Annotated in this window: 23 protein-coding genes and 1 pseudogene; 22 read left to right on the top strand and 2 right to left on the bottom strand. The window is 40.8% G+C overall.

Annotation, left to right across the window (positions count from 1 at the left end; translation table 11 throughout):
* The first annotated feature begins 179 nt into the window (after positions 1 to 179).
* The 12 genes and pseudogenes from BM195_RS12510 to BM195_RS12455 all read left to right on the top strand — a co-directional run.
* On the top strand, positions 180 to 1,721 hold the full coding sequence (locus BM195_RS12510) for a methyl-accepting chemotaxis protein (RefSeq protein WP_090238733.1): 1,542 nt from the start codon (positions 180 to 182) through the stop codon (positions 1,719 to 1,721).
* Between the two features lie 245 nt (positions 1,722 to 1,966).
* Positions 1,967 to 2,977: a DUF3231 family protein gene (locus BM195_RS12505; RefSeq protein ID WP_244535760.1), complete on the top strand. Its 1,011-nt coding sequence runs from the start codon at positions 1,967 to 1,969 to the stop codon at positions 2,975 to 2,977.
* Between the two features lie 227 nt (positions 2,978 to 3,204).
* Positions 3,205 to 3,597: a hypothetical protein gene (locus tag BM195_RS12500; protein ID WP_090238727.1), complete on the top strand. Its 393-nt coding sequence runs from the start codon at positions 3,205 to 3,207 to the stop codon at positions 3,595 to 3,597.
* A 480-nt stretch (positions 3,598 to 4,077) separates the two neighbouring features.
* Positions 4,078 to 5,061, top strand: coding sequence for a ring-cleaving dioxygenase (locus tag BM195_RS12495; protein ID WP_090238724.1), 984 nt, complete (start codon positions 4,078 to 4,080; stop codon positions 5,059 to 5,061).
* A 197-nt stretch (positions 5,062 to 5,258) separates the two neighbouring features.
* Complete coding sequence (locus BM195_RS12490; RefSeq protein WP_090238721.1) at positions 5,259 to 6,863, top strand: ATP-binding protein; 1,605 nt, start codon at positions 5,259 to 5,261, stop codon at positions 6,861 to 6,863.
* Positions 6,860 to 7,540 carry a response regulator gene (locus tag BM195_RS12485; RefSeq protein WP_090238718.1) on the top strand — a complete coding sequence of 227 codons (681 nt, stop codon included), beginning with the start codon at positions 6,860 to 6,862 and terminating at the stop codon, positions 7,538 to 7,540. Before BM195_RS12490 ends, BM195_RS12485 begins: the two co-directional genes overlap by 4 nt.
* Positions 7,541 to 7,760: 220 nt before the next feature.
* Complete coding sequence (locus BM195_RS12480; RefSeq protein ID WP_090238715.1) at positions 7,761 to 8,762, top strand: tripartite tricarboxylate transporter substrate binding protein; 1,002 nt, start codon at positions 7,761 to 7,763, stop codon at positions 8,760 to 8,762.
* A gap of 78 nt (positions 8,763 to 8,840) precedes the next feature.
* A complete protein-coding gene (locus BM195_RS12475) occupies positions 8,841 to 9,299 on the top strand; it encodes a tripartite tricarboxylate transporter TctB family protein (protein ID WP_090238713.1) in 459 nt (152 codons plus the stop codon).
* Positions 9,300 to 9,318: 19 nt separating this feature from the next.
* A complete protein-coding gene (locus tag BM195_RS12470) occupies positions 9,319 to 10,803 on the top strand; it encodes a tripartite tricarboxylate transporter permease (protein ID WP_090238710.1) in 1,485 nt (494 codons plus the stop codon).
* A 192-nt stretch (positions 10,804 to 10,995) separates the two neighbouring features.
* Complete coding sequence (locus BM195_RS12465; protein WP_170848251.1) at positions 10,996 to 12,429, top strand: SLC13 family permease; 1,434 nt, start codon at positions 10,996 to 10,998, stop codon at positions 12,427 to 12,429.
* Positions 12,430 to 12,619: 190 nt separating this feature from the next.
* Positions 12,620 to 12,979, top strand: coding sequence for a DUF4064 domain-containing protein (locus BM195_RS12460; protein WP_090238704.1), 360 nt, complete (start codon positions 12,620 to 12,622; stop codon positions 12,977 to 12,979).
* Positions 12,980 to 13,221: 242 nt separating this feature from the next.
* A pseudogene (locus BM195_RS12455) lies at positions 13,222 to 13,602 on the top strand (DUF4352 domain-containing protein); the annotation flags it as partial.
* A gap of 377 nt (positions 13,603 to 13,979) precedes the next feature.
* Here the strand turns inward: BM195_RS12455 and BM195_RS12450 are convergent.
* On the bottom strand, positions 13,980 to 14,951 hold the full coding sequence (locus BM195_RS12450; RefSeq protein ID WP_090238698.1) for a S8 family peptidase: 972 nt from the start codon (positions 14,949 to 14,951) through the stop codon (positions 13,980 to 13,982).
* A gap of 416 nt (positions 14,952 to 15,367) precedes the next feature.
* Here BM195_RS12450 and BM195_RS12445 point away from each other — a divergent pair, with 416 nt between their 5' ends.
* From BM195_RS12445 to nagE, 3 genes are all read left to right on the top strand, one after another.
* On the top strand, positions 15,368 to 15,862 hold the full coding sequence (locus BM195_RS12445) for a PTS sugar transporter subunit IIA (protein WP_090239013.1): 495 nt from the start codon (positions 15,368 to 15,370) through the stop codon (positions 15,860 to 15,862).
* Positions 15,863 to 15,889: 27 nt separating this feature from the next.
* Entirely contained in the window at positions 15,890 to 16,708 is an 819-nt protein-coding gene (locus BM195_RS12440; RefSeq protein WP_090238695.1) for a PRD domain-containing protein, read from the top strand.
* Between the two features lie 137 nt (positions 16,709 to 16,845).
* A complete protein-coding gene (nagE, locus tag BM195_RS12435; RefSeq protein WP_090238692.1) occupies positions 16,846 to 18,327 on the top strand; it encodes an N-acetylglucosamine-specific PTS transporter subunit IIBC in 1,482 nt (493 codons plus the stop codon).
* 201 nt (positions 18,328 to 18,528) lie between these two features.
* On the opposite strand, the gene BM195_RS12430 is transcribed toward nagE, so the two are convergent.
* Entirely contained in the window at positions 18,529 to 19,293 is a 765-nt protein-coding gene (locus tag BM195_RS12430; protein ID WP_090238688.1) for an NRDE family protein, read from the bottom strand.
* A gap of 784 nt (positions 19,294 to 20,077) precedes the next feature.
* Between BM195_RS12430 and BM195_RS12425 the strand changes: the two genes are divergently transcribed.
* From BM195_RS12425 to BM195_RS12395, 7 genes are all read left to right on the top strand, one after another.
* A complete protein-coding gene (locus BM195_RS12425) occupies positions 20,078 to 21,496 on the top strand; it encodes an MDR family MFS transporter (protein WP_090238685.1) in 1,419 nt (472 codons plus the stop codon).
* Between the two features lie 218 nt (positions 21,497 to 21,714).
* The gene (locus BM195_RS12420; protein ID WP_090238682.1) at positions 21,715 to 22,326 is read left to right on the top strand and encodes a 3'-5' exonuclease; all 612 of its coding nucleotides are present in this window, start codon (positions 21,715 to 21,717) and stop codon (positions 22,324 to 22,326) included.
* A 66-nt stretch (positions 22,327 to 22,392) separates the two neighbouring features.
* On the top strand, positions 22,393 to 22,992 hold the full coding sequence (locus tag BM195_RS12415; protein ID WP_090238679.1) for a short chain dehydrogenase: 600 nt from the start codon (positions 22,393 to 22,395) through the stop codon (positions 22,990 to 22,992).
* Between the two features lie 88 nt (positions 22,993 to 23,080).
* Positions 23,081 to 23,302, top strand: coding sequence for a YdbC family protein (locus BM195_RS12410; protein ID WP_090238675.1), 222 nt, complete (start codon positions 23,081 to 23,083; stop codon positions 23,300 to 23,302).
* 96 nt (positions 23,303 to 23,398) lie between these two features.
* The gene (gene sppA, locus BM195_RS12405; protein WP_090238672.1) at positions 23,399 to 24,394 is read left to right on the top strand and encodes a signal peptide peptidase SppA; all 996 of its coding nucleotides are present in this window, start codon (positions 23,399 to 23,401) and stop codon (positions 24,392 to 24,394) included.
* Positions 24,395 to 24,406: 12 nt separating this feature from the next.
* Positions 24,407 to 24,874, top strand: a complete 468-nt coding sequence (locus BM195_RS12400; protein WP_090238669.1) for an RDD family protein — start codon at positions 24,407 to 24,409, stop codon at positions 24,872 to 24,874.
* A 185-nt stretch (positions 24,875 to 25,059) separates the two neighbouring features.
* Positions 25,060 to 25,911, top strand: coding sequence for a halocarboxylic acid dehydrogenase DehI family protein (locus tag BM195_RS12395; RefSeq protein ID WP_090238667.1), 852 nt, complete (start codon positions 25,060 to 25,062; stop codon positions 25,909 to 25,911).
* The last annotated feature ends 23 nt before the right edge of the window (positions 25,912 to 25,934 follow it).

Below are 25,934 nucleotides of genomic sequence, written 5' to 3'. Positions count from 1 at the left end.
AGAGCATGACACCAATAAACGTGTTGTGCTCTTTTTCATTTTCTCCTTGGTGGCCTGCTCCATGACGGGCTTTACATCACTCATTTAAAGTGTTTGTGAATATTTACCGATAATAAAGGAAAACGGTGACTTAGAAAGAGAGAGCTTTAGACACTTCGGGGGAGGAGAGCGGACGGTATATGAAAAAAGAACGGAATAAACTCATGCATTTTATAACAGGAGCGGTCATCCTGCTGACGATCATCGTGAATATTATGGGAAGATATTTTCACATGTTTGATTATTCACATGGCACTGGTGACATGGTTCCATCAGCTGATATTGAATCTCAGTTTGGTTTGACACTGAATATATTATTCATGATTCCGATCGTATTTTTTCTGTTCAGTATCATGATATATCTTAAAAATAAAAACCATCGATTCATTCCCAACCTGCTGACGCTGGCACTTGCGTTTGGGAGCGTTGCGATCATATCCGGCGGAAGCGGCAGAATAGAATTTCACTTTAGCATATTTATGGTTGTTGCTGCTTTAGGTTACTATCAGGAAATTAAATTAATTGCTTTGATGACGACGATTTTTGCTATTCAGCATATTATCGGCCTGATATATGTTCCGGAATTGGTTTTTGGCATGGAGCAATATATGTTTTCCATGTTTTTATGGCATGCTGTCTTTTTGATTCTTACATCAAGTGCAGTTAGTTGGCAGGTATACAGCGGCAAAAAAATAGAAGCTTACTATCAGCAAAAGCAGCAGGAGCAGCGCAAAAATATTGTAGAGGATATTGTTGGCCGTTTATCCACGACATCCGATCAAATTTCAACTGTATCGAAAACTCTTTCAGATAATGCGAAACAATCATATGAGGCTAGTGGAAAACTTGCCGCCTCAATGAAAGAAGCTTCAGGCAGTACCGAACAGCAGCTGGAAATCGTTCAGGATCATATGAATGTTATAACGCAAATAGATGAAGGAATTAAGAGTATTAACCAAACAGCCCAAGAGGTTTCAGCAAATTCGGACGCATCAGCAAAGGAGGCCCGGCATGGAAGTGAACTCATTGAAAATCTACTGATGCAAATAAAAGGAATTAATGAGGATGTCGATGATTCTTATGCCAAGGTTAAAGAACTTCATCAACGGTCACAGGCAATTGAGGGCATTGTTGAGGTGATTTCGGATATAGCTGATCAAACGAATTTATTGTCATTAAATGCCTCGATCGAATCGGCAAGAGCTGGAGAATATGGAAAGGGGTTTGCAGTCGTAGCTGATGAAGTGAAAAAATTAGCTGAGCAGTCATTGGAATCATCAAAAAATATTTCAGAGATCATTCAGCAAATTTTGGTTGTGACCAATGAGTCCGTTGAGTCGATGGAAAACGTGAAAAGTTCCACAACGGAAGGGCTGGAAGTTGCTCAAAAATCAAATAAAGTATTTCACCATATTTCGGAAACATCAGGCGATGTTGCTTCACAGGTTCAGGGTGTTTCATCACTAACCGAAGATTTGACTTCTTATTCTGAGAGGGTAAATGCGGCGATGCAACAAGTTACGCAATCTGCCCGGGAGTCTGTATCGGGTACCAGGGATGGGATTCATTCTACTGACAAACAGTATGAACTGACGGAAACAACACTTGAGGTGTCAAATAAATTGAATAACCTAACCTCTGAATTAGAAGGCGTTATTCGTACACTCAGAAGTGAATCGTGAAGGCAAAAGCCTTTTTAATTGTTTCGGGGTTAAATTCACATAAGCAGTAAAAGAGCCGGCGCTCATTTGATCGGTATTTCTATTGGTACATTAGAAGTATATAACTTTCTTATTGGCATAAGTTTAACCTAGGCTTAGAGAGAAGCCAAGTCATATTTTTCAGCGAAAATGATTTTCGATTTATTACATATAATCTTTTCTATTGGAAAAAAATATGATTACTGCAGCATTTGGAGGTGCAAAACGTGAATGATAAAAGTCAGGGACTGACATCCGCAGACATTACCCAGCTTTGGGCAGTTTACATGAATGACTGCGCATTGGAATGTCAATTACAATACTTTTCGGAAATCGTTAAGGATGAAGATATTAAATCGCTTGTGCAGCATGGTTTGAACTTAACTCAATCGCATATACCAAAGATAACGGAAATATTTAATAGTGAGCGTTATCCAATTCCATATGGATTCAAGCTGGACGAAGATGTCGATATCAATGCACCAAGATTATACTCTGATGCTTATATTTTATACTACCTTCAGCAGGGTGCGCAAACGGCCATACAAGCATATAGTATTAACTTATCGTTAGCCGGGAGGGAAGATGTCTACAATTACTTTTCGGAATGCCTGCAAGAGCAGGATGAATGGCTTAAAATGGTTAATACTGTATTGCAATCTAAAGGGCTTTATGTAATATTCCCATATCTTCCTAAACCGGAAAGCTATGATTTCGTACAGAACCAAAGCTTTCTGACAGGGTATTTCGGTGAGAGACGCCCATTAGCAGGTACGGAAATTAATAATCTGTTTGCGAACTACCATCGTAATGCACTGGGTTCGGCAACGTTGATCGGATTCAGTCAAGTTGCAACAAACACGGATGTCCGAAAATTTATGATCAGAGGAAAGGAAATGGCTCAAAAACATTGTGAGATATTTGGTTCCATCCTCAGTGAAGATGATATCCCCGCCGCGACAAGGATGGATGATCTGGTAACTGATTCCACCAGCTATACATTTTCCGACAAGCTGATGATGTATTACAGTACTGGATTAATAGCCTTGAGCGTCGGCTATTATGGCACGAGCATGTCGGCGAGTCCGAGAAGAGATTTGGGAACAACGTATAACAGACTGTTAAATGAAATTTTGAAATACGCTGAAGATGGGGCGAATATTATGATTAAGCACGGCTGGTTGGAAGAACCGCCAAGGGCACTGGATCGTGATGAATTGGCGAAGAAAAAGGGATAAGGGCCGCTGCAATGAAAGCATCTTGAAATTGGAGAATTGTCCGGTTAATGATATAGCTTCTTTAAGTTAAGTTTAAGTGTATAGACGACTGTATGAATATAACAGATTGATGACATGACTGCCGCACATTTTCCATCATTTTCTCAGTGATTTCTAATGTATCTCCAATCTTTTTTTCATATCTCTACACTATGCTGGTGATAACCTTAAAAGAAAGGGGTATCAGAATGAGATCATTGTTTTTGAGTACAGCGGCAGGTGCTTTGTTATTTGCTTCAGCAGCCGGCACTGAATCCGCCAAAGTTACTGGTGCAGCAGGAGCGAATCATAAGCCGGGAGAAGATACAAAGATGATACAGACGGACAGGCAAAATCGGAATGTTGCCTATGATGATGCTGCTAACGGTATGTATCCTGAAAGTGACATATTGGATGAACAGGTGGATGCTGACCATTATCAGATGCAGGTTGTTGAGAATAATGAGAACATACGGATTATCGTCTTAAAAGATGAAAATGGACATGCCCAATATAAAAGTATTTTTCAAAAACATCGTCATTTGGTTAAAGTGATTGATTTTGATCAGGGAATGGTATTTAAAGGTGTCATTGGTACATGATGAGATAAATTGGCAGGAGGCTGGGACAAAAAGGATATTAGCCAAAGATAAATCCGAAATGATTCCACTATGATGGGAACAGTTCGGATTTATCTTTTGAAGTATTGTTGAAAATTTGTTGCGAATGATCGCAAGCAACTAATATCAGAATGGAAGGAAGGCTGCATTGTCACACGTTCGCAGTCGGTATCAACGATGAATAAGGATGTGACGTTGAGAAAGTAAAATGCTGCACTTCCTGCCCTGTAATCGTTCGTCTTTAGCGGAAAGTTTTAATTGTGTCCCAGCCTTTTGTTTTTGCTGGATTAAAAATTCGTGTAAATGCAGGGATAGCGTGATACATAAAAACTTCATCTGTTTAAGGCAGATGCCAAGTTAAACGGATAAATTGACATCAATAAGGTGGATACCTTATTATTATTTTGAATTCAAAATAAATAAATTTAGTGTAATTTGGATCGATTATATGGAGGAATTTTCATGAATGGCATAAAAGGAATGCATCACGTCACAGCAATCACAAGCAGTGCAGAAAAGAATTATGAATTTTTTACGTATGTTTTGGGTATGCGTCTTGTCAAAAAAACGGTCAACCAGGACGACATCCGAACATATCATTTATTTTTTGCCGATGATGAAGGAAATGCCGGAACAGATATGACGTTCTTTGATTTTCCAGGAATTCCACAAGGTGCGCATGGCACGAATGAAATTGCCAAAACTGCTTTTAGAGTGCCGAGTGACGAAGCATTGACATACTGGGTGAAACGTTTTGACCGGCTTGAAGTAAAACACGAGGGGATCAAAGAAGAATTCGGTGTCAAAACACTTTCATTCGCTGATTTTGACGACCAGAAATATCAATTGGTTTCTGATGAAAATAATGATGGTGTGGAAGCGGGAATCCCATGGCAGGATGGTCCAATCCCATTGGCGTATGCCATTACCGGACTTGGACCGATTCATGTGCGTATTGCCAATTTTGCTTATTTTAAAGAGATGATGGAGAAGGTCCTGCAATTTAAGGAAATTGATCAGGAAGAGGGTCGTCATCTGTTCGAAGTCGGTGAAGGCGGAAATGGTGCGCGGGTCGTTGTTGAGTATAATACCGTCATGCCAAGTGCACGGCAAGGTTATGGAACAGTTCACCATGCCGCATTTCGCGTTGAAGACCGCTCTGTACTGGAAGAATGGATCGAGCGGATGGACCATTTCGGATTCCGGACATCAGGTTATGTGAATCGATTTTATTTTGAGTCATTATATGCCAATGTAGCACCGCAGATCTTATTTGAATTTGCAACAGATGGCCCTGGCTTCATGGGTGATGAACCATATGAAACATTAGGTGAAAAATTGGCTTTGCCGCCAATGCTTGAGCCACAGCGTGCACAAATTGAACAAATGGTTCGCCCGATCGATACGGTGAGAAGTACGAAACATTTTGAAAAAGCGTATGAATAAGTAAGAGGATCAATGTAACGAATAGGTTTTTAAAATCCGTTTTGGGAATCAGAGCATCTCAAAACGGGTTTTTTTATTTAAAGCTATCGAATTTAACGTTTAGTATAGTACATTCTATTGTACCCTTGTATTTCAAATAGGTGCCTATATATAATCATAGCAAATACATATATTTTAAAGGGAGTTACTTTTCTGAAATGACCAAATTTAAACATATATCGCTGCAGACAAAAATATTAACCCTTATTATATCTTTAATTCTAGTTGTTATTCTATTATTATCGGGTATCTATGTTGTTCTTGAAAAACAGCAGACTGAGGAGAATAAGGGAGAGCGGGCGCTGCAAGTATCGAAGACTGTCTCGTTTATGCCTTCAGTCAGAGAGGCATTTAACTCGGAGAATCCGTCAAGCTCATTGCAATCCATTGCAGAAAATATAAGGCTCCAGGTTGGTGCTGCCTATATTGTCATCTCAAATGCAGATGGTATTCGCTATTCTCACCCTAATCCGTCATTGCTTGGAAGGACTATGAATGGTCATGATAATTACAGAGCTCTCATTTTTGGACAGTATTATATATCTCAATCCGAAAGTGTACTTGGACCAGCCTTGAACGGCAAATCTCCAATTTTTGATGACGATGGTAATATTATGGGGATTGTATCGGTAGGTTTTTTGTTAGAGGATATCCATGCTGCTATTTATCAAAAAGTTTGGGATATCAGCAAAATTTCCCTTATTGTATTAATATTGGGTGCAATTGGCGGTATGCTGCTTACGAAAAATATCAGAAAAGATACACTTGGCTTGGAGCCTTTTGAGATTGCCAATCTTTACCGTGAACGAAGTGCTATCCTACATTCGATCAGGGAAGGTGTTATAGCTGTTGATGAGAATGGTTTAATAACCATGATGAATCAACCTGCCAGTGATATGTTAGGATTATACAAAAATTATCTTCATGAACCAATTGAAAAAATTCTTCCTAATACACTCATGTATCGCGTATTAGAATCAGGAGAAAATGAACAAAACCAAGAGATGTACCTTAACAATCGTTGGGTTATTGTGAATAGAGAAGTAATAAAGGAAAACGAAAAAGTTATTGGTGCGGTTGCAAGTTTTCGAGATAAAACAGAAATCCAGGAAATGGTTGAAACAATTTCTGAAGTCAGACAGTATTCAGAAGATTTAAGAGCACAGACGCATGAATACATCAACAAACTTTATGTATTGTCTGGTTTGATACAGCTTGGACAATATGAGGAGGCTGTTGATATGATTCAATCTGAAGTGAAGACCAATGGTATGCAAAATCATATTTTATTTGATCAAATTCGAGATAGTAAAGTTCAAGCAATTTTATTAGGCAAAATAGGGAAAGCATCTGAAAAGAAAATTAATTTTTCTATTGATCAAAACAGTTCGCTTGATCAGCTGCCTGATCATATAGATATCTCAAGCTTAATTGCAATTCTAGGGAACATTATTGACAATGCGTTTGAAGCTGTTGATTCAAAAGAACAAAAGGAAGTGCAACTTTTTGCGACGGATATAGGAAATGACATCATTTTTGAAGTCGCTGACACTGGTGAAGGTATAGACGAAGATGAAAATATTTTGAAAAAGGGTTTTTCCACAAAGACCGGGGGTGATCGAGGCTATGGATTGACGATTGTTCAGGATACCGTTAAAAAGTTAGGTGGTTCATTCGAGATAAAAAGTGATAACACGAAGGGTACAATTGTTACGGTTTTTGTACCAAAAAATCATGAAGGTGAAGGGGGAGAATTAGCGTGATAAGGGTTGCCATCGCAGAAGACGATTTCCGTGTTGCCGGAATCCATGAAAAGTTTTTGTCACAAATAGATGACTTACAGGTTGTCGGAAAGGCTATGAATGGTAAAGATACACTTAAACTATTAAACGAAACAGAAGTAGACTTATTACTGCTTGATATTTACATGCCAGATATACTCGGAACCGATTTATTACCTGAAATAAGAAGCAGTTATCCTTCCATGGATATCATTGTCATCACTGCCGCAACGGATGTTGAAATGGTGAAAAATTCATTAGGTTATGGTGTTTTTGATTTCATAATAAAGCCACTAAAAATGGAACGATTTTTAGAAACAATGAAGAAATATAAACATAAAAAGGATTTATTAGATGCATATCCTGAAGTCAGACAGGAGGAAGTTGATCAAATTCTTATGTCCAAATCACATCATTCCAGACAAAGTTCTAATCATGAGTTACCTAAAGGCGTTGATCCCCTTACGCTTGAAAAAGTTAAAGATATAATCCGTGCTGAGAATAGTGGTGTAACAGCGGAAGAAACAGGTGAAAAAATGGGGGCTTCAAGAACAACGGCAAGAAGATATTTAGAATATTTGACATCAACCGGAGAAGTTAAAGCAGAACTAGAATACGGTATAGTCGGCAGGCCGGAAAGGATATATATCATTTCTTAAATTGCTTTGATGAGGACTAAATCAGGCGTATTCATTCAATATCTGTAGGTAATATCTTTGGTGAACAAAATGAACAAAAACTTGTTTATTTTGTTTATACAAATTATTTTGAAAACGCTTGCAAAAGGGAGTTTGTATTGTAACATAATGAACACACAATAAAACTTTGTGTGATTTCGTATTCTTGAAGAAGCATTTTAAACATTTAAGGAGGTTTATTATGAAAAAGCTTTTATTTTTGTCTTTATTGGTACTTGGTATGGTTGTTGTTTCGGCGTGCAGTGATCAGCAGCAAGCTTCCAGTGAAGAAGGAAATTGGACGCCTGAAGAATCTATTGAATTTGTTGCGCCGGCCGGTGCCGGGGGTGGTTGGGATACGACCGCTAGATCAGCAGCCCAGGTATTCGATGAAGAGGGGATTATTGATCAGGATATCGGTGTTGTGAACAAAGAAGGTGGAGGCGGATCAGTCGGCTGGTCTTATATCAATAGTCAGGAAGGAAGCCCTTATAACCTCTTTGTAGCATCACCACCGCTTATATTTGTGCCACTTAATGGTCAAACAGAATTAACATATGAGGATTTTACACCGATTGCAAACTTGATCGCTGATTATGCTGCTTTTGCTGTTAGGGCCGATGCTGAATGGGATAATTTAAATGAACTTTTTGAAGATATGAAAGAGGATCCATCAAGTATTACTGTTGTAGGTGCTTCATCACCAGGCAGTATGGACCATATGCAATTTGTAAAAATCGCTAAAGAGGCTGGAGTAGATGTCACACAGATTAAATACGTATCCAACCAGGAAGGCGGGGCTCTGACGGATCTGCTTAATGGAAGCGTTGACGTATATTCCACTGGTGTTGCCGAAACAGTAGAACAGGTTAAGGCAGATAAAATTAAAGTGTTGGGTGTTACATCACCAGAACGGCTGGAAGGCGATGTTTTATCCACATTCCCGACTGCAAAAGAACAGGGAATTGATGCGACATTCGTGAACTGGAGAGGTTTTTTTGGACCGCCTAATATGGATGAGCGCGCTCTCCAATATTACGAGGAAAAGTTTAAAGAACTCAGTGATTCGGAAGCGTTTGCAGAGATTCGCAGTCAATACGGCTGGAGCGAGCAATTCATTGGTCATGAAGAATATAAAGACTTTTTAGCAGAACAAACAGAAGAATTACAAGGATTAATGGAAGAACTTGGTCTGTCTCAATAAATATATGAAATATCGAGAGCCAATGTACCATAACACATTGGCTCGAATCATTTTAATTGAGAAAGTGTGGTGAAAAGTATGCTGAGATCTTCCAATCGAAAAATAAGTCTTATCTTAATAGCATTGGCAATTGGTTACTTGATATTAAGTTATCAGCTTCCCCCTTATCCATTTGTACCGGTCGACTCAGATTTGATGCCAAAAGCTTTGGGATATTTATTGATTATTTTATCTATTGTTTTGTTTTTTAGTGGAAATAATGATGCCGAAAAAGAAACAAAAGTCGATAGTAGATCAGCGTCTGAAATGTTTTTACTTTTGATGGTAACAGCTTTAGTGATATTGTACATTTCTTTGCTGGAGATTATAGGATTTGTAATTACGACGGTGTTTTTTATCTTTATATGTTCACTGGTTCTTGGCTACAAAAACTATAAAGTGAATATAACCGTATCCATTTTGTTCCCAGTTGTTTTATTTTATATTTTCAACTACTTATTACAGATTAGGCTGCCAAGCGGTATCTTACCAATTTAAGAGGGAGGGATAAGGTCATATGAATGCGATGCAAGGTATCATGCAAGGATTTGAAGTAGCTTTCAGCCTGGAAGGTATATTTTTTGTTTTAATTGGCGTTACAGCCGGGACATTAATTGGTATGCTGCCTGGTTTGGGGCCGATTACGGCTATTGCGATTATGATACCAATGATTTATGGTATGGATCCTACGATCGCCATGGTATTAATGGCTGGTGTCTATTATGGGGCGGTATTCGGAGGTTCTACTGCTTCAATATTATTAAATGCCCCGGGTATCTCCGGTACAGTCGCCACAGCTTTTGATGGTTATCCAATGGCTCAACAGGGTAAAGCTGGCCAGGCCCTTGCGATAGCTGCCATCTCCTCTTTTACAGGTGGAACGGTAAGTATCGTGTTATTAATGTTATTTGCACCGACTTTAGCGTCTGTTGCAGTTTCATTTGGCCCAGTGGAATATTTTGCACTTATGTTTATGGGATTAGTGGCCATATCCAGTCTTTCAGAGGGATCTGTCATTAAGGCATTGATTTCAGGTGTGTTGGGACTCATGGCCGTTACAATAGGCATTGATGCTCAAACTGGGACGCCACGTTTTACATTTGGCAATCCCAATTTATTGGAAGGAATTGACTTTCTTATTGTTGCGCTCGGCCTATTTGCCTTGGCAGAAGTTGCTTTTTTAATCAAAAAACGTCATGACGATAGTTTGGCGAAAACACAAAATATTGGAAGTTTAAAATTGACAAAACAAGATTTTAAAGAAATGAAGGGCCCCTTATTAAGGCATTCACCATTCGGCTTTATCATGGGCGTATTGCCTGGGGCGGGGGCAACCATATCATCATTTATCAGTTATGTTATAGAAAAGCGATTTACAAAAAAACCTGAGGAATTTGGAAAAGGCTCCGTTAAAGGTTTAGCTGCACCTGAAGCATCTAACAATGCTGCGACAAGCGGTTCGTTTGTCCCGTTATTAAGCTTGGGTATTCCAGGGTCCGGTACAACCGCTGTTATGCTTGGGGCGCTTCTCGTACTTGGCATAAACCCCGGTCCACTTTTATTTCAAGATCATCCAGTTGTGTTTTGGGGTATTGTCGCAAGTATGTATATCGGAAATCTTTTCTTACTCGTTTTAAATCTGCCGTTGATCCCTTACATTGCTAAAATATTAAAGATTCCACGTCCGTTATTAATATCATTGGTCATGATGTTTTGTATAATTGGCGTTTATTCGATAAGCTTTAACATTTTTGATTTATACTTGCTGCTTATTTTTGGTGTGATTGGATACCTGTTTCGTATTTATTCCTTTCCGGCACCTCCGTTCATCCTTGCTTTTGTGCTGGGTGGAATGATGGAGCAATCATTAAGGCAGGCATTAACTATTTCAAACGGTGACTATATGATTTTCTTGGAAAGTCCGATTGCAATTGGATTATTTGTTGTCTCGATTCTATCATTTGCGTATCCATTTTTAAGAGATAGAAAGCGTAAAAGGTAAAGCAACCCTTAATGGGAAAAAGACAGAACGATTAATAAAGGTTAAAAAGATGGATTCATTCATCAAAGTGGCAGTGAAGAAGAGGAATATAGCTCAGAAAACCAGTGCTAACTTGCTTTGACGATTTGAACTGATCATAGTTTTTTCATAAAGATGCTCTCATGATTGCGCTTCCTGAAGGGTGGATTATGTGTGGACGAATGGACGCAAAGACATTATCTTCTTAACACAAAATGGCTGCAAATATGTTTTGTCGTTATTATTTTTGTAACAGGTTTACTTTCTCCTGCCCCGGTTACCGGTTTGGATGATCAACAGTGGAAAACACTTCTGCTGTTGGTCATATCTATTTTTCTATGGTCATCAAACCTTCTTCCATTGGGTATCAGCTCATTGTTTATCATAGCTGTTATGATGATTTTCAACCTTGCTGATTCCTTTTCATCTGCAATATCCGGTTTTATAGCGTCGGCTCTTTATTTCGTTTTAATCGTTTCCATGATCAGTAAGGTGATGGTAAAAGTTGGATTGGATAAAATAATCGCCGGTTTTATCCTGCGTCATTCATCAGGAAATATGATAAAGGTGCTGTTTGGATTTATTGTTGCTGCTATGGTACTGCCTATATTGATGCCATCTGCTGTAGCCCGATTTCGAATGTTTCATCCTTTGATTGATTCTGTAAATCGTTTTTATGATTTGCAGGAACAGAGCTCGTTTAGGCGCTTTTGTAATTGGTTGTTTAGTGGGGGAAATCAATTTTTAACCATGATCGTTTTAACAGGTGGTGGTTATCCAATATTGGCATCGGAACTACTCGATGAGGCTGGTTATTCCATGACCTGGGTCTCCTGGTTTTTGTATATGATGCCGCCTATTTATCTCGCGACTGTAGTCACCGTTACGTTTGCCTTTTTTTATTTTGGCATTCGGGAAGAATTGCGTAAAATATCTCGCAGCAAAAAAGTGTTGTTTGAGTTGCCGGATTCAATGAATAGTCAATATACTGAATATGCTGCCGATAACCCAAAAGTGCGGATTGTATTCATGCTAATCATTCTGATGTTAATGGCCTGGTTATTGGGGAGCAGCACTGGCATTCCAACCATTTTGCCTCCTATCCTGGTACTAACCATATTATCACTGCCAGGAATTCGGTTATTTTCGGACCTGGATTTTCGGAACTTCGAGTGGGAGACATTTTTGTTGATCGGCTCAGCGATATCTTTGTCAAATATTGTTCAAAGAACTGGAACGGCGGACTGGCTGGCAAATGTATTATTCGGCTGGATTTCTCCAACCTATCCAAGCTTAATGGCTTTATTTTTTTTAATGATCATGGTTCTGCTATTAAGAATGTTTTTCACAAGTCCAACCGGTGCCATTGCGGTGATATTGCCATTAGCCATTTCATTTGGTCATACTTTAGGATTGCCGGTTTTGTCGGTTGCATTGTTAACGATTCTCGTTATTGGAAGTTTAATGATATTACCGATATATTCAAATACGACGATTATTGCTTATCAGTCTGGTGTTTTGACAATGAAAGATTATGCTATATTGGGGACTGTTTTATTGATTGCGATAATGGGCAGTGGCATGCTGTCAGCTTACTATTTGTGGTGATAAAACGTGTCTTCTGGTGATGGGGGGTTAGCTCAAAGCAATCCGGTACATGATCATCTGATTTTGCAAGTCATGTTATGCAAGTATTGCTTGTGTATCATGGCATTTTTGACTTAAAAGGTGTGCACTTTTATGTCTACCCCTTCTGCTACAATTCCTATTGAAACAAAAAACATAAGGAGTGTGGCGTATGAACCGTACGACGGAATTTGTACTTGGTCTAATCGGTGGTATTCTTGGATTTTTTGCAGCGATCATCGCTTTATTTATAGGAGGTGTGGACGCAGCTTTCAGTGAGAGGGGGACCAGTACATTGACAGGACTTGGCTGGTCAGCATTTTTATTTTCTGGAATGGCCATTGTCGGATCCGTTGTAGTCAGATCAAAAGCTAAAGTTGGGGGTATTCTTTTAATTGTTTCGGCTATCGGCGGATTGATCAGTATCTCGATGTTTTACCTGATTTCATTTATATTAATTGGTATTGCAGGGTTGATGGGCATATTCAAAAAAGATCAATCAACCGTTAAAACAGAATCAAAAAGTGTTTAATACGAAAAAGGGGGAAAATTGTCATGAAAAAATTTGTCAGTTTACTGTTAATCGTGATTTTTGTGTTAATATTAACTGCTTGTGGCGAGTCCTAGGTACAGGAAGTTGAAAATGATAATCCAGAAAGCGAGCGTACAGACGCTTCATCAGGGGACAAAAACAGTTCTGAAGAAGCAGCAGGTGAATCTGATGGAGATGCGGAACAGGATTCTGAGGAGAAAGAAAAAGTTTACGGAGTAGGTGATACTGTTACAATTGATGGTATGGAAGTGACAATTGAGAATGTATCCTGGGGAGAGCAAGGTGAATTCACACCGGCTGAAAATGGTAATGTTTTACGACTGGAAGTTAATTTTCATAATGATTCTGCTGATAACGGATTTGTTGATAATACAGAATTCTCTGCTTATGATGCTGAGGGAAATGCCATCAACGAATACTTTGGCGGTGAAGATATGGACGCCAATATGTTTTCCCATGATTTGAAGGAGGGTAAAAAGGCGAGTGCAGTGCTGGAATTCGATGTAGCTGAGTCGGAATTTTATGAAATATACTACGAGCCTACGTTTACGCTGAAAGAAAATGCTGAAGTCATGTGGGAAATTAGTAGTTCGGATATTTAATAGAAACCTAAATAAGGCCATTTCAGAGATGAGGTGGTCTTTTCACTTAAATTGGATGTGAAGGAAATTCATCTTGAAGGGAAAGCACATCTGATTCAGATTATCATTCTGTAATGATTTTTAAACATTTTAGAAGGAATAAGAATGGCGACCATGACACCAAATAGACCTTGGGCGCCTAGTTAGAAGTCGATCAAGTCACACTCTAATTCAATCGAGTCAGTTTTTGGTATGATTCGGATGGATACACTGTTAATTCGGCTACTTTTCAAATATAACGTTATTTAACAAGAGCGTATCTTATCAGACGACCAATTACAAGGCAGTGGCATCCTGAAAGTCTCCTTAAAACAGGATCCCGCTGCCCAATCAAGCTATCATTTAAAGACGGTGTTAAATGTTTGGAATAACTGCTCGAATTGATTCAGAATATCGAGTGCGATCAGGCCGTTCCCTTCAGCTGATTTTGGATACCCTAATGGAACAGTGCGTTTCACCAGCTGAGCATACAGTTCTGCTTCTGTTAGTTTCCGGTCGAATTGCTCTTCGGCGATACTTATGACCAATGCAAGTGCCCCTGATACATGTGGTGTGGCCATTGATGTACCGGACAATCTCGCATATTTCTGATCGGTGTAAGTTGATAAGATCTCAACCCCGGGGGCAACCACATCAATTTCGTTATTCGTGTTGCTGAAAGGGGCGATTTCCCGGTCAAAATTGATAGCACCGACCTGAAGAACTTCATTATAAGCGCCGGGGAAGGCATATTCGTCGGTCTCAGGCCGATCATCCCCTTGGTTACCGGCAGCACAAACAACCGGGATACCTGAATCTATCGCCCGCTTAACAGCTTCGTATAATTCCGGAATATCCTCCGGTCCGCCGAGGGACATGGAAATGGCTCTCACTTTTTCACCATTTGGGCCTTCCCAGTCAGTTGCATAGTTGATGCCATCAATAATCCATTGGTATTCGCCGCTGCCATTACCGTCCAATACTTTGACAATCAGCAGTTTAGCATTTGGGGCAACACCCGCTATCCCTTCTTCTCCTGCAGCAGCTGCGGCCGTTCCTGCCACATGTGTTCCGTGTCCATTGTTATCCTCGTAATTGTTCTCGTCACTGTTATAATCATTTGTGAAATTTTTACCGTCTATGATTTGTCCTTCCAAATCAGGGTGATTTGTATCACAGCCCGTATCAATAACAGCGATCACATTGCCACTGCCTTCGTCTGATTGCTCCCAAACATCCGGAGCTTGTATCATTTGAACACCTTGGGGAATTTCTGCAGCTGTATCTTCCACTTCATCCACCTGATAAGGAATCAAATGTATTTTTGCCATTATTTCTCCCTCCTAAAATAAAACCTATTTTTATTATATGTTTCTTATTCTATTTCCGAAGATCCTTGTCATAAAACGGGCCAAAATTCCTGAAAATGCAGGTAAAAAGAACCAAATTTCTTTGGCCTCATGATTAATGGATGCAAACCTTTAAATCGTTTGAGGTTTGCCTTATGTCTGAGTACCTTCCAGAGCAATCATTATTGTGTTCATGTTTATGACGTGATAGGATAAGAATAGGTTATCGTGAATATTGCGTCACATGTTACTGACTTGATCAGGCATGGTGGTATTTGAGAAGGAGAGAAAGCAGACCTCCTTTGTACCGCCATGCCTTTTTAATTGACAGTGTTTGGTGCATACTAACGCATGCACTGGTTAAAATTATCGAAATCATTGAAAAGGAGTTTAATGCCATGTTTAAAAATTTATTTAAAAAAGGTAATTCCCAAACAGAGATATACACACCAGTTAATGGTGAAATTGTCTCGCTGGAGGAGGTTCCTGATCCGGTTTTTAGCCAAAAGATGATGGGTGACGGTGTTGCCGTTAAACCGTCAGAGGGGAAAATTTATTCACCGGTTGATGGAGAAGTTGTTCAAATTCCAGATACGAAGCATGCCATTGGACTGCGTGCGAAAGATGGTACTGAAGTTCTGGTGCACATTGGGCTTGAAACTGTCTCCTTGGAAGGGAAGGGTTTTACAGTTTCTGTCAGAACAGGAGATAACGTTTCTGCGGGTCAGCCACTGATGGCGTTTGATCTGGAATATATTCGGGATAATGCCTCAAGTGATATGACACCAATTGTGATTACGAATGCACAGGAAACCGGAAAACAATATACGATGACGAATGAAAAAGAAGGCAAGGCCGGAGAAACCGTGATCATAACGGCTTCAGATAAATGATTTCCGGTGTGAAGGGAGTGCTTTCTGATGAAGATCAGAAAGAAATTGAACAATAATGCTGTCATTGTTGTTGATGAAGCGGAAGAAAAAATAGCGATCGGTTCGGGGGTGGGGTTCGACAAACAGAAAAATGACCTAGTGAACGCGAAAAAAATCGAAAAGTTATTTGTTTTAAAAGAAAATAAGAAACTGCAGCAGCTTTTACTGCGAATACCGGAAGAACATTTTACCCTATCCGAAGAAATTATCACTTATGCTGAAAAACAGCTTCGTACTGAGCTGAATGACCATATCCGGGTGCAGCTTGCCGATCATATTTCGTTTGCTATTGAACGAGAACAGAATGGAATCCAGCTGAAAAATGCTTTGCTGCGTGAAATTAAAGTTCTCTATCAGCAAGAGTTTGAAATCGGTATGTGGGCACTAGAACGTCTTAAAACTGAAATTGGAGTTAAAATGCCTGTAGATGAAGCGGCGTTTATTGCGCTGTATATTCACACGATGAAAGTTCAAGGGGGTGATATACACGAAACAGTCCGGCAGACAACAATGGTACAGACAATGGTTCAGCGAATCAGGGACTACTTAAACATTGCGATTGACGAGGCAGACATATCTTATGAACGGCTGGTAACACACCTTCAGTTTGCCTTAACGCGGGCAAAGTATCATGACAGTCATGTCATGGATAAAGAGATGTTTGACATGATTAAACAGAAATACGATGTTTCGTACCAATGTGCGAAACGGGTGGCAGAAGAAGCATCTGCCTCGTATGGTATTACCTTGCCAGAGGAAGAACTCGGGTACATTACGCTTCATATTGAACGATTACGGACACATTAACGGGACATGCCTGTTCATGAGCATGTTGGACTTATTTTGTAAACGAATTCAGACATTGCCCTATTTACTGTTTGCTTCTGATGATGAAGGCGAGTCCCTTAGCAAATTTTCAAAAATGATAGAAGGAGGAAAACACAATGATGAAATATTTACAGAATCTCGGTCGTTCCTTGATGCTGCCAGTTGCAGTATTGCCAGCTGCCGCGATTCTGATGGGTATTGGGAATTGGATTTTAAATGTTAATGAGAGCAGTGTTATTGGCAATTATCTTACAAGCGGTGGTGATGCCATTCTCAGTCATCTCGGCATTCTATTTGCGGTTGGTGTCGCTATTGGGATGTCAAAGGAGCAGGATGGTGCTGCCGGTTTAAGCGGTCTTGTTGCCTGGCTGGTTGGAACCACTGTTCTTAGTGTCAGTGGGGTTGCCGGGCTTCAAAGTATTGAAGAAAACGCGGTCAATCCAGCTTTTGAAAATATCGAAAACGTGTTTATCGGCATTCTTTCCGGTATTGTAGCGTCGATCATGTACAATCGGTTCAGTCATGTAAGATTACCGGATGCGCTCGCTTTCTTCAGCGGCAAGCGACTGGTGCCGATCATGAGTGCAGCATCCATGATGGTTGTTTCTGCTGTTCTATTCTTTGTCTGGCCTGTTGTTTATTCAGCACTGGTTTCATTCGGTGAGGCAATCATTAATCTGGAGGCCATTGGTGCCGGTATATACGGCTTCTTTAACCGTTTACTCATTCCAACGGGTCTGCACCATGCCCTGAACTCAGTTTTCTGGTTTGATGTGGCCGGGATTGATGATATTGCCAGTTTCTGGGCCAGCGAGGGCGAAAAAGGGATTACCGGACGCTATTTGGCCGGCTTTTTCCCGATCATGATGTTCGGTCTGCCTGCAGCGGCACTTGCGATGTATCATACAGCTAATTCAAAACGCAAAAAGCAAGCTGCATCCCTGTTACTGGCAGCCGCTTTCGCATCATTTTTCACTGGTGTAACGGAGGCACTTGAATTCTCCTTTATGTTCGTGGCACCTGTGCTGTATGTTGTACACGCTGCATTGACAGGACTATCACTGGCAGTTGCAGCAATGTTTGAATGGACGGCCGGTTTCAGTTTCAGTGCTGGTTTGGTTGACTACACCTTGAGTCTGGGTGTTCCGATTGCCAATCAACCACTCATGCTGATATTGCAGGGGCTTGTTTTTGCAGTGATTTACTACTTCCTGTTCCGCTTCCTGATTGTTAAATTCAATTTGAAAACACCAGGACGGGAAAGTGACGAAGACGTACAAGGTGATGAAGCGAAAGTGACGGAAACGGCAGACGAAAAAGCTGATGATGCGCCGGCTTCCGAGAAAGATGAAACAGCCGTTATGGCGGAAAAAATTTACGAAGGTCTTGGCGGAGATGAAAACGTCCTTACCGTTGACAATTGTGTATCTCGTCTGAGACTTGAGGTTGAAGATATGGATAAAGTGAATCAGGAAAAAATTAAAGCAACCGGTGTACCAGGCGTCAACGTTGTCGGCAAGCATAATATCCAGGTAGTTGTCGGAACACAAGTACAATTTGTTGCCGATGAAATCCGGAAAATACGGAAAAAAGATTAAGAAAACTAAAAGCGAACAGTGCGGCGGTGCTGTTCGCTTTTGTTGATGATTAGGACTGGATTGCACATTAGTTAAAAAATCTTAGATTGCCGATACATTTTGAAATGCCGTGTACAATGTGAAAAAGTGCTGATGACTTAGGAAAAACCCTGATTAAATGAATATTCTTCGCGATCCTATAATCAAACCCCACAATAATCATTATTCGATTTTAAACGTAAACCGATTTTCATTTTCAAGTGTGGCATTTTCATAGGTCCGTTCCGCGAATGTAACCTGATTATTCCTGTCAACGAGCAGCACCGTTGAGGAGCGTGTGCCGTAATCTGGTGTCTGGATGAACATGGGTGACAGTTTTCGCTCTAGGTCCAAACCGACACCTGTTTCAGGCAGATGCGCATCCTGTGCTTCTTCCACATCAGATATGATATCAAAAAGCGGATCTGTCTTAATGATTGCGTTTTGATTGATATATTCCGCGAGTTTTTCTTTCCCTTTTGTCACTTTTGGCCAGGCGGTGTTCAAGAATTTGTTGCTTAATCCGTGCGTGCCCTGATGAATCAGTGATATAACGTTTTGAATGTTATTGTAATAAAATAGTTGTTCTGGTGTCCCGGCAATGACATTGAATCCGGTGTACAGATCTTTTTCTTTTTGCAGTCTGGAGAAAAAATCTGCAGCTGCCATGCCACTTTCCAGAAAGTTTCTCACGATATGACCTCGGGATTTTTGATTATGTTGCTCCTGGGCTGGATCCCGATAGTTGGTTAACGCTGCAATACGACCACCTTTCGTAATACCGAGCCAGGTGCCCATCCCGACTAAATCCCTGCCTGCTAAAATGTCCGGGCTATCCTTCCAAAATTGGGCAGGTGCAGTTGGGCGCTTATAAAATTCATCCCGGTTGGCGGCGATGATTAATTTGTAATTCGGGTGATCCTGAAAATGAAAATTGATCAGACACATGGTTAACAAACCTTTTTATTTCATTATATCCTGTTGAAATGGAAGTTCCAAGCAAAAGCATTGATTAGCTATTATAATATGAGTGGGGGATCTGCACTTGAGCTGTAGAATTCAAACTTCGATCAATGGCGTGCAAAAATAAATAGAAAGCAGTAAATCGTCCTCAAGTAAAAATAAGGTGGTTCTGTACACAAGGATTGGAAATGCATTGCTAATCAAGACCTTGTCATTTCTCATGTTTGTCAATGATCTATATTTCAAATTGACATTGTCGTAGCGATATACGTTTATTCGGCTATAGCCGCCGGTTTTCAGCGCTCGGATGAAAACGGATATCTGCATGTTTTGCCATGGAGTCTGGAAGAATATAATCAGTCATTCCTTCAATGGATTGTCATGGGTATTGGTGGTTCACCCTTGGTTATAATGTTTGAGGCGATGTATTGGTTATTGTGATTACTGTTGAGCTGAGCATGTATAAATGTTTTTGTATAGCTGTCATGTCAAAATGAAACAATGGCCGTTCTTGCAAAAACCGGTCTCTTTTGAACGTGCGGCAGGAGTGACAATTCTTCATAATATCTGCCGAGATGAGCAAAATATGGCCTGCTAGACATTCAGTTCGGAACCGGTTCTGCTGCAACATTAAAGTTAATCTATAAAAGATGGTGCAGAATGATTCCATAACTAAATACATTCTGTTATACTAAATAAATATGTGTTAAGAAAAGTTCCTGCATTTATGGTAGGATTTCGCTTTATCAAATAGAAAGAAGGTTCATCAATGGGAGATAGTCAGGAAAATCAACAACAAAAAAATCAGGCAAAAAGAACGACACTTATGCTTGTGCTCATTTCTGGGGCGTTTGCAGCAATCTTAAATCAGACTTTATTGGCAACGGCGCTTCCCCACATTATGAGTGATCTAGATCTTTCGGAAAGCACCGCTCAGTGGCTGACATCCATTTTTATGCTTGTTAATGGAATCATGATACCAGTGACAGCATTGTTGATTGGGCGTTTCACCACAAGAGGTTTGTTTCTCACGGCAATGGGTCTTTTTGGATTAGGTACTGTTATTTGTGCTTTTGCACCAAACTTTGGCATATTAATGGTAGGAAGAGTTGTCCAGGCATCCGGGGCAGGTATTATCATGCCGTTGATGCAGACGATTCTGATGCTCCTTTATCCAGTGGAGAAACGCGGGTCCGCGATGGGAATGTTTGGTCTGGTTATAGCTTTTGCGCCGGCCATCGGTCCAACGTTATCAGGCTGGCTGGTTGAACATTTACCGTGGAGAAGTCTATTTTATGTCGTTTTTCCGATTGTTGTAGTTGATATCATTATTGCTTACTTTCTATTAAGAAATGTGACGGAACGGACTTACCCAAGAGTGGATGTTCTGTCCATCATCCTGTCATCATTTGGTTTCGGCGGTTTGCTGTATGGCTTCAGTTTAGCAGGCTCGGATCCCGAAGGTTGGGGCAGCAGTCATGTCATCATTTCGATGGTTATAGGTGCTGTAACGGTAACATGGTTTATCTTTAGACAGCTAAAGCTTCGAGAGCCAATTCTTGAATTCAGGATATTTAAGTATAAAATGTTTACACTGTCAACTGCTCTCGGAATGGTTGTGTTTATGGCCATGATTGGTGCTGCAACTGTATTACCGATCTTGATGCAGAATATGCTGGGTTTTTCAGCATTTGATTCAGGTCTGGCACTGCTTCCGGGTGCTGCTGTCATGGGTCTAATGAACCCGATAACTGGAAGAATGTTTGATAAGTTCGGTGCTAAATGGCTTGCCGTTATCGGTTTGATTATTGTGTCAGCCACAACGTTCATGTTCACCACGATGACGACCGAAACAACATTTGCCTATATTGCGACTGTCAATGCGTTTCGAATGCTTGGTGTGGCGATGGTGATGATGCCTGTCACAACAGCTGGACTGAATGAACTGCCAAATAAAATGATGCCACATGGAACGGCCATGAACAATACGATGCGACAGGTTTCCGGGGCAGTTGGAACCGCGATGATGGTTACGGTTATGTCCAACAGTGCAATACCCGAGCAGGGTCTCGAAGGAGCAGTCCATGGTGTTAACATATCATTTCTTGTTGTTGGCTTTATAGCTATTGTCGGACTGATTATGGCCTTTTTTATCAAAAATCCGGAACATAACAAAAACGTTGCTTAGGCATAAAAATACTCATGAAAGGCTTCTGGTCAATTATTATTAAGTTGACAGCAGCCTTTTTTTATAACGTCGAATAGAAAAAAATGGTAGACCTGCTGTGAAAAACAGAAGTACTCGTTCTAAGGCGGAATGGGGGATTTTGAGTTTTTCCGAAATCAAAAGGTGAATCAATATGGATCTATCAAACGTACTACAGGAAAATGGGGGAGGAAGAAGTTATGCAATTTGTATCGATTGACTTTGAAACGGCAAACGAGAGACGAAATAGTCCTTGTGCGGTAGGAATTGCCGTTGTCGACGGGGAAGAGATTGTCGATGAATTCTATAGCCTGATTAATCCAATGATGGATTTCAGCCCGTTTAACACACGGGTACATGGTATTACTGCAGAAGATGCGTCGGATGCTCCGACCTTTGCGCAGTTGTGGCTGACACTTGACAGTTATTTGTCCAACCATATGGTTGTGGCTCATAATGCCAGTTTTGATATGAGTGTCATTCGGCATACGCTGGATTACTTTAATTTTACATACCCTGAAATGGATTATCTTTGTACAGCAAATATTTCAAGATGTGTATGGCCGGACCTCACAAATCATAAACTGAATACAGTTGCTTCATATCATGGTATTCGATTTGACCATCACCATGCATTGGAAGATGCACGGGTTGCTGCGAAAATTTTAATCGAAGCTTTTAAGACATATGAAACGGATCAAATGGATATATTTCTAGGGAAGTGTGGTATATCAAAAGGCAGGATTTATGATCGGGGTTATGTTCCGCCGAAAAGGGAGCAAACGAAGCGAAGCAGGAAAATATATTTTTAGTGTTTAGTGTGTATTACATTATGACATGGTAATAAATTTAAAGGAATAAAAAGGGAGATGATGTGTGTGCGTATACTGTTAGTTGGGGCAAGCGGTACAATCGGACAAAAGATTACGGAAGCATTGGCGTCTGAACATGTGGTTCTTCGAGCTGGGAGAAACGGAGCAGATGTTTCCGTTGATATAACCTCTCCGGAAAGTATTGCCAGCATGTATGAAGAAATTGGACGTGTGGATGCCGTTATCAATGCATCAGGCGGAGCGAATTTCAAGACTGTCCCGGAATTGACACCGGAGCTGAACGAGAAAGGGATCGAAAGTAAATTGAAAGGGCAAATCAATTTGGTACTTTTAGGCCAGGAATATGTAAATGACGGTGGCAGCTTTACGTTAACAACCGGCGTGATGATGGATGACCCTATCCCAATGGGTGCCTCAGCTGCAATGGCAAATGGCGGTGTCAAAGCATTTGTGAAAGCAGCCTCTATCGAAATCCCAAGAGGAATTCGGATTAATAGTGTCAGTCCGAATATCGTTGAGGAGTCCTGGAGCAGACTTGGTGGTTTTTTTGCCGGCTTTGACCCGGTACCGGCTGCTCGTGTTGCAAGGGCATATGTCAAAAGTGTAGAAGGGGCGCAAACCGGACAGAATTATAAGGTGTATTAAAGTTTAAATCGTTACGGAATGACAGCAGCCTCCTCTTACGTTTCAACGGAGGGATCTGACTGGTTTCCATACTTTAGGAGGAATTGACGTGGCCGATATCAAATATGACATTGTCGAACACATTGCAGTACTTTCCGAGTCACCAAAGGGATGGACGAAGGAATTAAATTTAATCAGCTGGAATGGACGTGAGCCGAAATATGATCTGCGCGACTGGTCGCCCGACAAGACGAAAATGGGAAAAGGTGTCACCCTGACGGTACCGGATATGGGTAACTTGAAAGCTGCCCTGGACAATCTGGACCTATAGTATTTTTTGCAGGTATCTCCAGTTATAATTTGGCAAAAAATGTAGTATCATTGTTGTATACATATGACACAAACAGACAGAATGGAGGATATTGAATTGAATAAGAAACGTTGGATCGCACTGGGAATCGCGGTCGTGTTATTTGCGTTTTCCATCGGTTTCAGATTTATAAGCACGCTTTTTTCTTCTGATTTGGAGGCAATGTTTGATATACCCCAGCAGCAATATCAAGAAGAAGTAATTGAGGAAGGCACCGGGAATAAAATTGCAGTGCTTGAGCTCGACGGGGTTATTCAGGATATTTCCACATCTTCCCTCCTGAATTCAGGCGGCTATAATCATGAGCGATTTTTGAAAAAAATGGAGCATGTCGGTGATGATCCGACTGTAGACGGGATCATTTTACGCGTGAATACACCTGGCGGAGGTGTTGTGGAAAGTGCTGAAATTCATGATAAGATCGTTGAGGTTCAAGAGGAGCACAACAAACCTGTTTATGTTTCGATGGGGAATACAGCGGCTTCAGGCGGCTACTATATATCTGCGCCTGCCGATAAAATTGTTGCACATCCGGCTACATTGACCGGGTCAATCGGTGTCATCATGCAAAGCTTCAATTTTGCCGAGCTTGCTGAAAATATCGGGGTTGATTTCAACACGATTAAAAGCGGTGAGTTTAAGGATATTATGTCGCAGTCTCGGGAAATGACTGACGAGGAGCATGATATTCTGCAAACCATGGTTGATGATATGTATGCTGATTTCGTACAAGTAATTGTTGATGGCCGGGATATGCCGGAATCAGAAGTACGTAACCTTGGCGATGGCCGGGTCTACACCGGAAAGCAGGCGGCTGACAATGGTCTGGTTGACGATTTGGGTTCATTGCAAGATACGGCTACTATGATGCGGGAAGATTTTGAATGGCCTAATGCACAGGTGGTTGAGTACAAATCTGCCTTTGAATGGAATAGTTTTCTCGGCGGAACGGTGCAAAGTATGTTCGGCAGTGAGGAAGCAAATTTGATGGCGATTCAGGAGCTTCTGCAGCAATCGGATGGACCGCGTGCCATGTATTTATATTCGAAATAAGGAGGTGCCGTTATGAATGAAAGTCAGGAAACATATACCGAAACTGCTGGAGTCGACGAACAACGATATGCTGGATTTTGGATGCGCCTCTGGGCGTATCTGGTTGATTTGGTGATTGTATTCAGTATTAACGGCATCCTGCTGAGCCCGTTTAAATTTGTGAATGATGGAAACCCGATTGATATCGGGTTTTGGACGGTGACCGGAATCGTGGGAGTGGTTGTATTGTATCTGTACTTTCTGCTCATGACGAAATTTTACGGGAAGACACTGGGCAAAATGATTTTCGGTTTGCGGGTTGTCCGGGAAGACCGGGGGCCACTGGAATGGAGTGATTTGATCTTCCGTGAAGTGGTTGGACGATTCATCCATCGTGTATTCTGGTTTACAAATCTGTTGTATTTGTTTGTAGCGTTTGGTGATCAAAAACAGGGCGTACATGACATGTTCGGCAGCACACGGGTTGTGTTTGACAGGTAGAATGGGACAGTGAAAGCATACGTTCCCGGAACAACATTTGTAAGTAATGTGAAAATGAGTGCTTGACATCAGGGCATCCTAAGGGGGTGGCCTGTTTTTATTGTTAAATTTTGTACGTTAGTCTCAACAATTAGCGGTGAACATAGAATAAGTTTATAGAAGGTATTATGCTGGGAGGTTCCATTATGCAAGATACGGATTATGGCATTCCGGAAATTTACGAGAAAGAAGCAAAAGGTAATTTGGGTGGCATATATCGGGATATTCAGACGATCTTAAAGGTACCAATTGTCAATTTTATGTTTAGAACATTGGCTTTATATGAAACATTTTTAGGCACAGCCTGGACTCAAGTTCGTTCAAATATGCTGACAGTGGACATGGAAAATGCTGCTGAAAACCTCAGGTATCCTGATATTAGCGTAAAAGCTCCTGATATAAATTGGGGGGCAATTTACGACTTACAAACCATTGAGCAAATAAAAAGCGTGATTATCACATTTAACTATGTCAATCCAAAGTTATTATTGATTGCCAGCGCATGGGCGGAAAGTTTAGGCAATCGGCCAATACAAGGTACCCAACGTTGTGATGGATATATTGCTCCAGGCGTTTTTCAGGGATTGGAAGATATTCGCCTAGTGGATATATGTCGGACAGCTCCTGATGTACAAAGCTTACTCTTGGATATCACCAAAAAACATCGTGCATATGATGCTGCGAGTGATTATCGTGCACTTGCTCATTACCCCATGTTTTTGGCGAGAAGCTGGGAGAGCTTGAAACAATATGTCGGATCGGATGAATATCATTTACTTGGTGCTGATCTTAAACAAAGGTCCATTGAACTGGTTCATGAACGAATGCCTTTCCCGGTTACCATAAATACCGATTATTTATCTCAGATTTATAACCCCGGAGACATCGCGGGAATTATGGGGATTATTGCTATGTTCCAAAATATACTCCCTGATTTAATTATTGAGGGGGAGTTTTTCAGGCGGATGGGAGGACCATCAGCCATTTTCGACAAATAACAAATATTTCAGCTATTTTCCGG

The sequence above is a fragment of the Lentibacillus halodurans genome (assembly GCF_900112045.1).
GTDB classification, from domain to species: domain Bacteria; phylum Bacillota; class Bacilli; order Bacillales; family Amphibacillaceae; genus Lentibacillus; species Lentibacillus halodurans.
This window is presented reverse-complemented; position numbering and strand designations above follow the sequence as displayed.

Excerpts from the sequence above, each read along its gene's own strand:
- BM195_RS12510 (WP_090238733.1), top strand. The coding sequence starts at position 180 with ATGAAAAAAGAACGGAATAAACTCATGCATTTTATAACAGGAGCGGTC.
- BM195_RS12500 (WP_090238727.1), top strand. The coding sequence starts at position 3,205 with ATGAGATCATTGTTTTTGAGTACAGCGGCAGGTGCTTTGTTATTTGCT.
- BM195_RS12495 (WP_090238724.1), top strand. The coding sequence starts at position 4,078 with ATGAATGGCATAAAAGGAATGCATCACGTCACAGCAATCACAAGCAGT.
- BM195_RS12490 (WP_090238721.1), top strand. The coding sequence starts at position 5,259 with ATGACCAAATTTAAACATATATCGCTGCAGACAAAAATATTAACCCTT.
- BM195_RS12480 (WP_090238715.1), top strand. The coding sequence starts at position 7,761 with ATGAAAAAGCTTTTATTTTTGTCTTTATTGGTACTTGGTATGGTTGTT.
- BM195_RS12475 (WP_090238713.1), top strand. The coding sequence starts at position 8,841 with ATGCTGAGATCTTCCAATCGAAAAATAAGTCTTATCTTAATAGCATTG.
- BM195_RS12470 (WP_090238710.1), top strand. The coding sequence starts at position 9,319 with ATGAATGCGATGCAAGGTATCATGCAAGGATTTGAAGTAGCTTTCAGC.
- BM195_RS12460 (WP_090238704.1), top strand. The coding sequence starts at position 12,620 with ATGAACCGTACGACGGAATTTGTACTTGGTCTAATCGGTGGTATTCTT.
- BM195_RS12450 (WP_090238698.1), bottom strand. The coding sequence starts at position 14,951 with ATGGCAAAAATACATTTGATTCCTTATCAGGTGGATGAAGTGGAAGAT.
- BM195_RS12445 (WP_090239013.1), top strand. The coding sequence starts at position 15,368 with ATGTTTAAAAATTTATTTAAAAAAGGTAATTCCCAAACAGAGATATAC.
- BM195_RS12440 (WP_090238695.1), top strand. The coding sequence starts at position 15,890 with ATGAAGATCAGAAAGAAATTGAACAATAATGCTGTCATTGTTGTTGAT.
- nagE (WP_090238692.1), top strand. The coding sequence starts at position 16,846 with ATGATGAAATATTTACAGAATCTCGGTCGTTCCTTGATGCTGCCAGTT.
- BM195_RS12430 (WP_090238688.1), bottom strand. The coding sequence starts at position 19,293 with ATGTGTCTGATCAATTTTCATTTTCAGGATCACCCGAATTACAAATTA.
- BM195_RS12425 (WP_090238685.1), top strand. The coding sequence starts at position 20,078 with ATGGGAGATAGTCAGGAAAATCAACAACAAAAAAATCAGGCAAAAAGA.
- BM195_RS12420 (WP_090238682.1), top strand. The coding sequence starts at position 21,715 with ATGCAATTTGTATCGATTGACTTTGAAACGGCAAACGAGAGACGAAAT.
- BM195_RS12400 (WP_090238669.1), top strand. The coding sequence starts at position 24,407 with ATGAATGAAAGTCAGGAAACATATACCGAAACTGCTGGAGTCGACGAA.
- BM195_RS12395 (WP_090238667.1), top strand. The coding sequence starts at position 25,060 with ATGCAAGATACGGATTATGGCATTCCGGAAATTTACGAGAAAGAAGCA.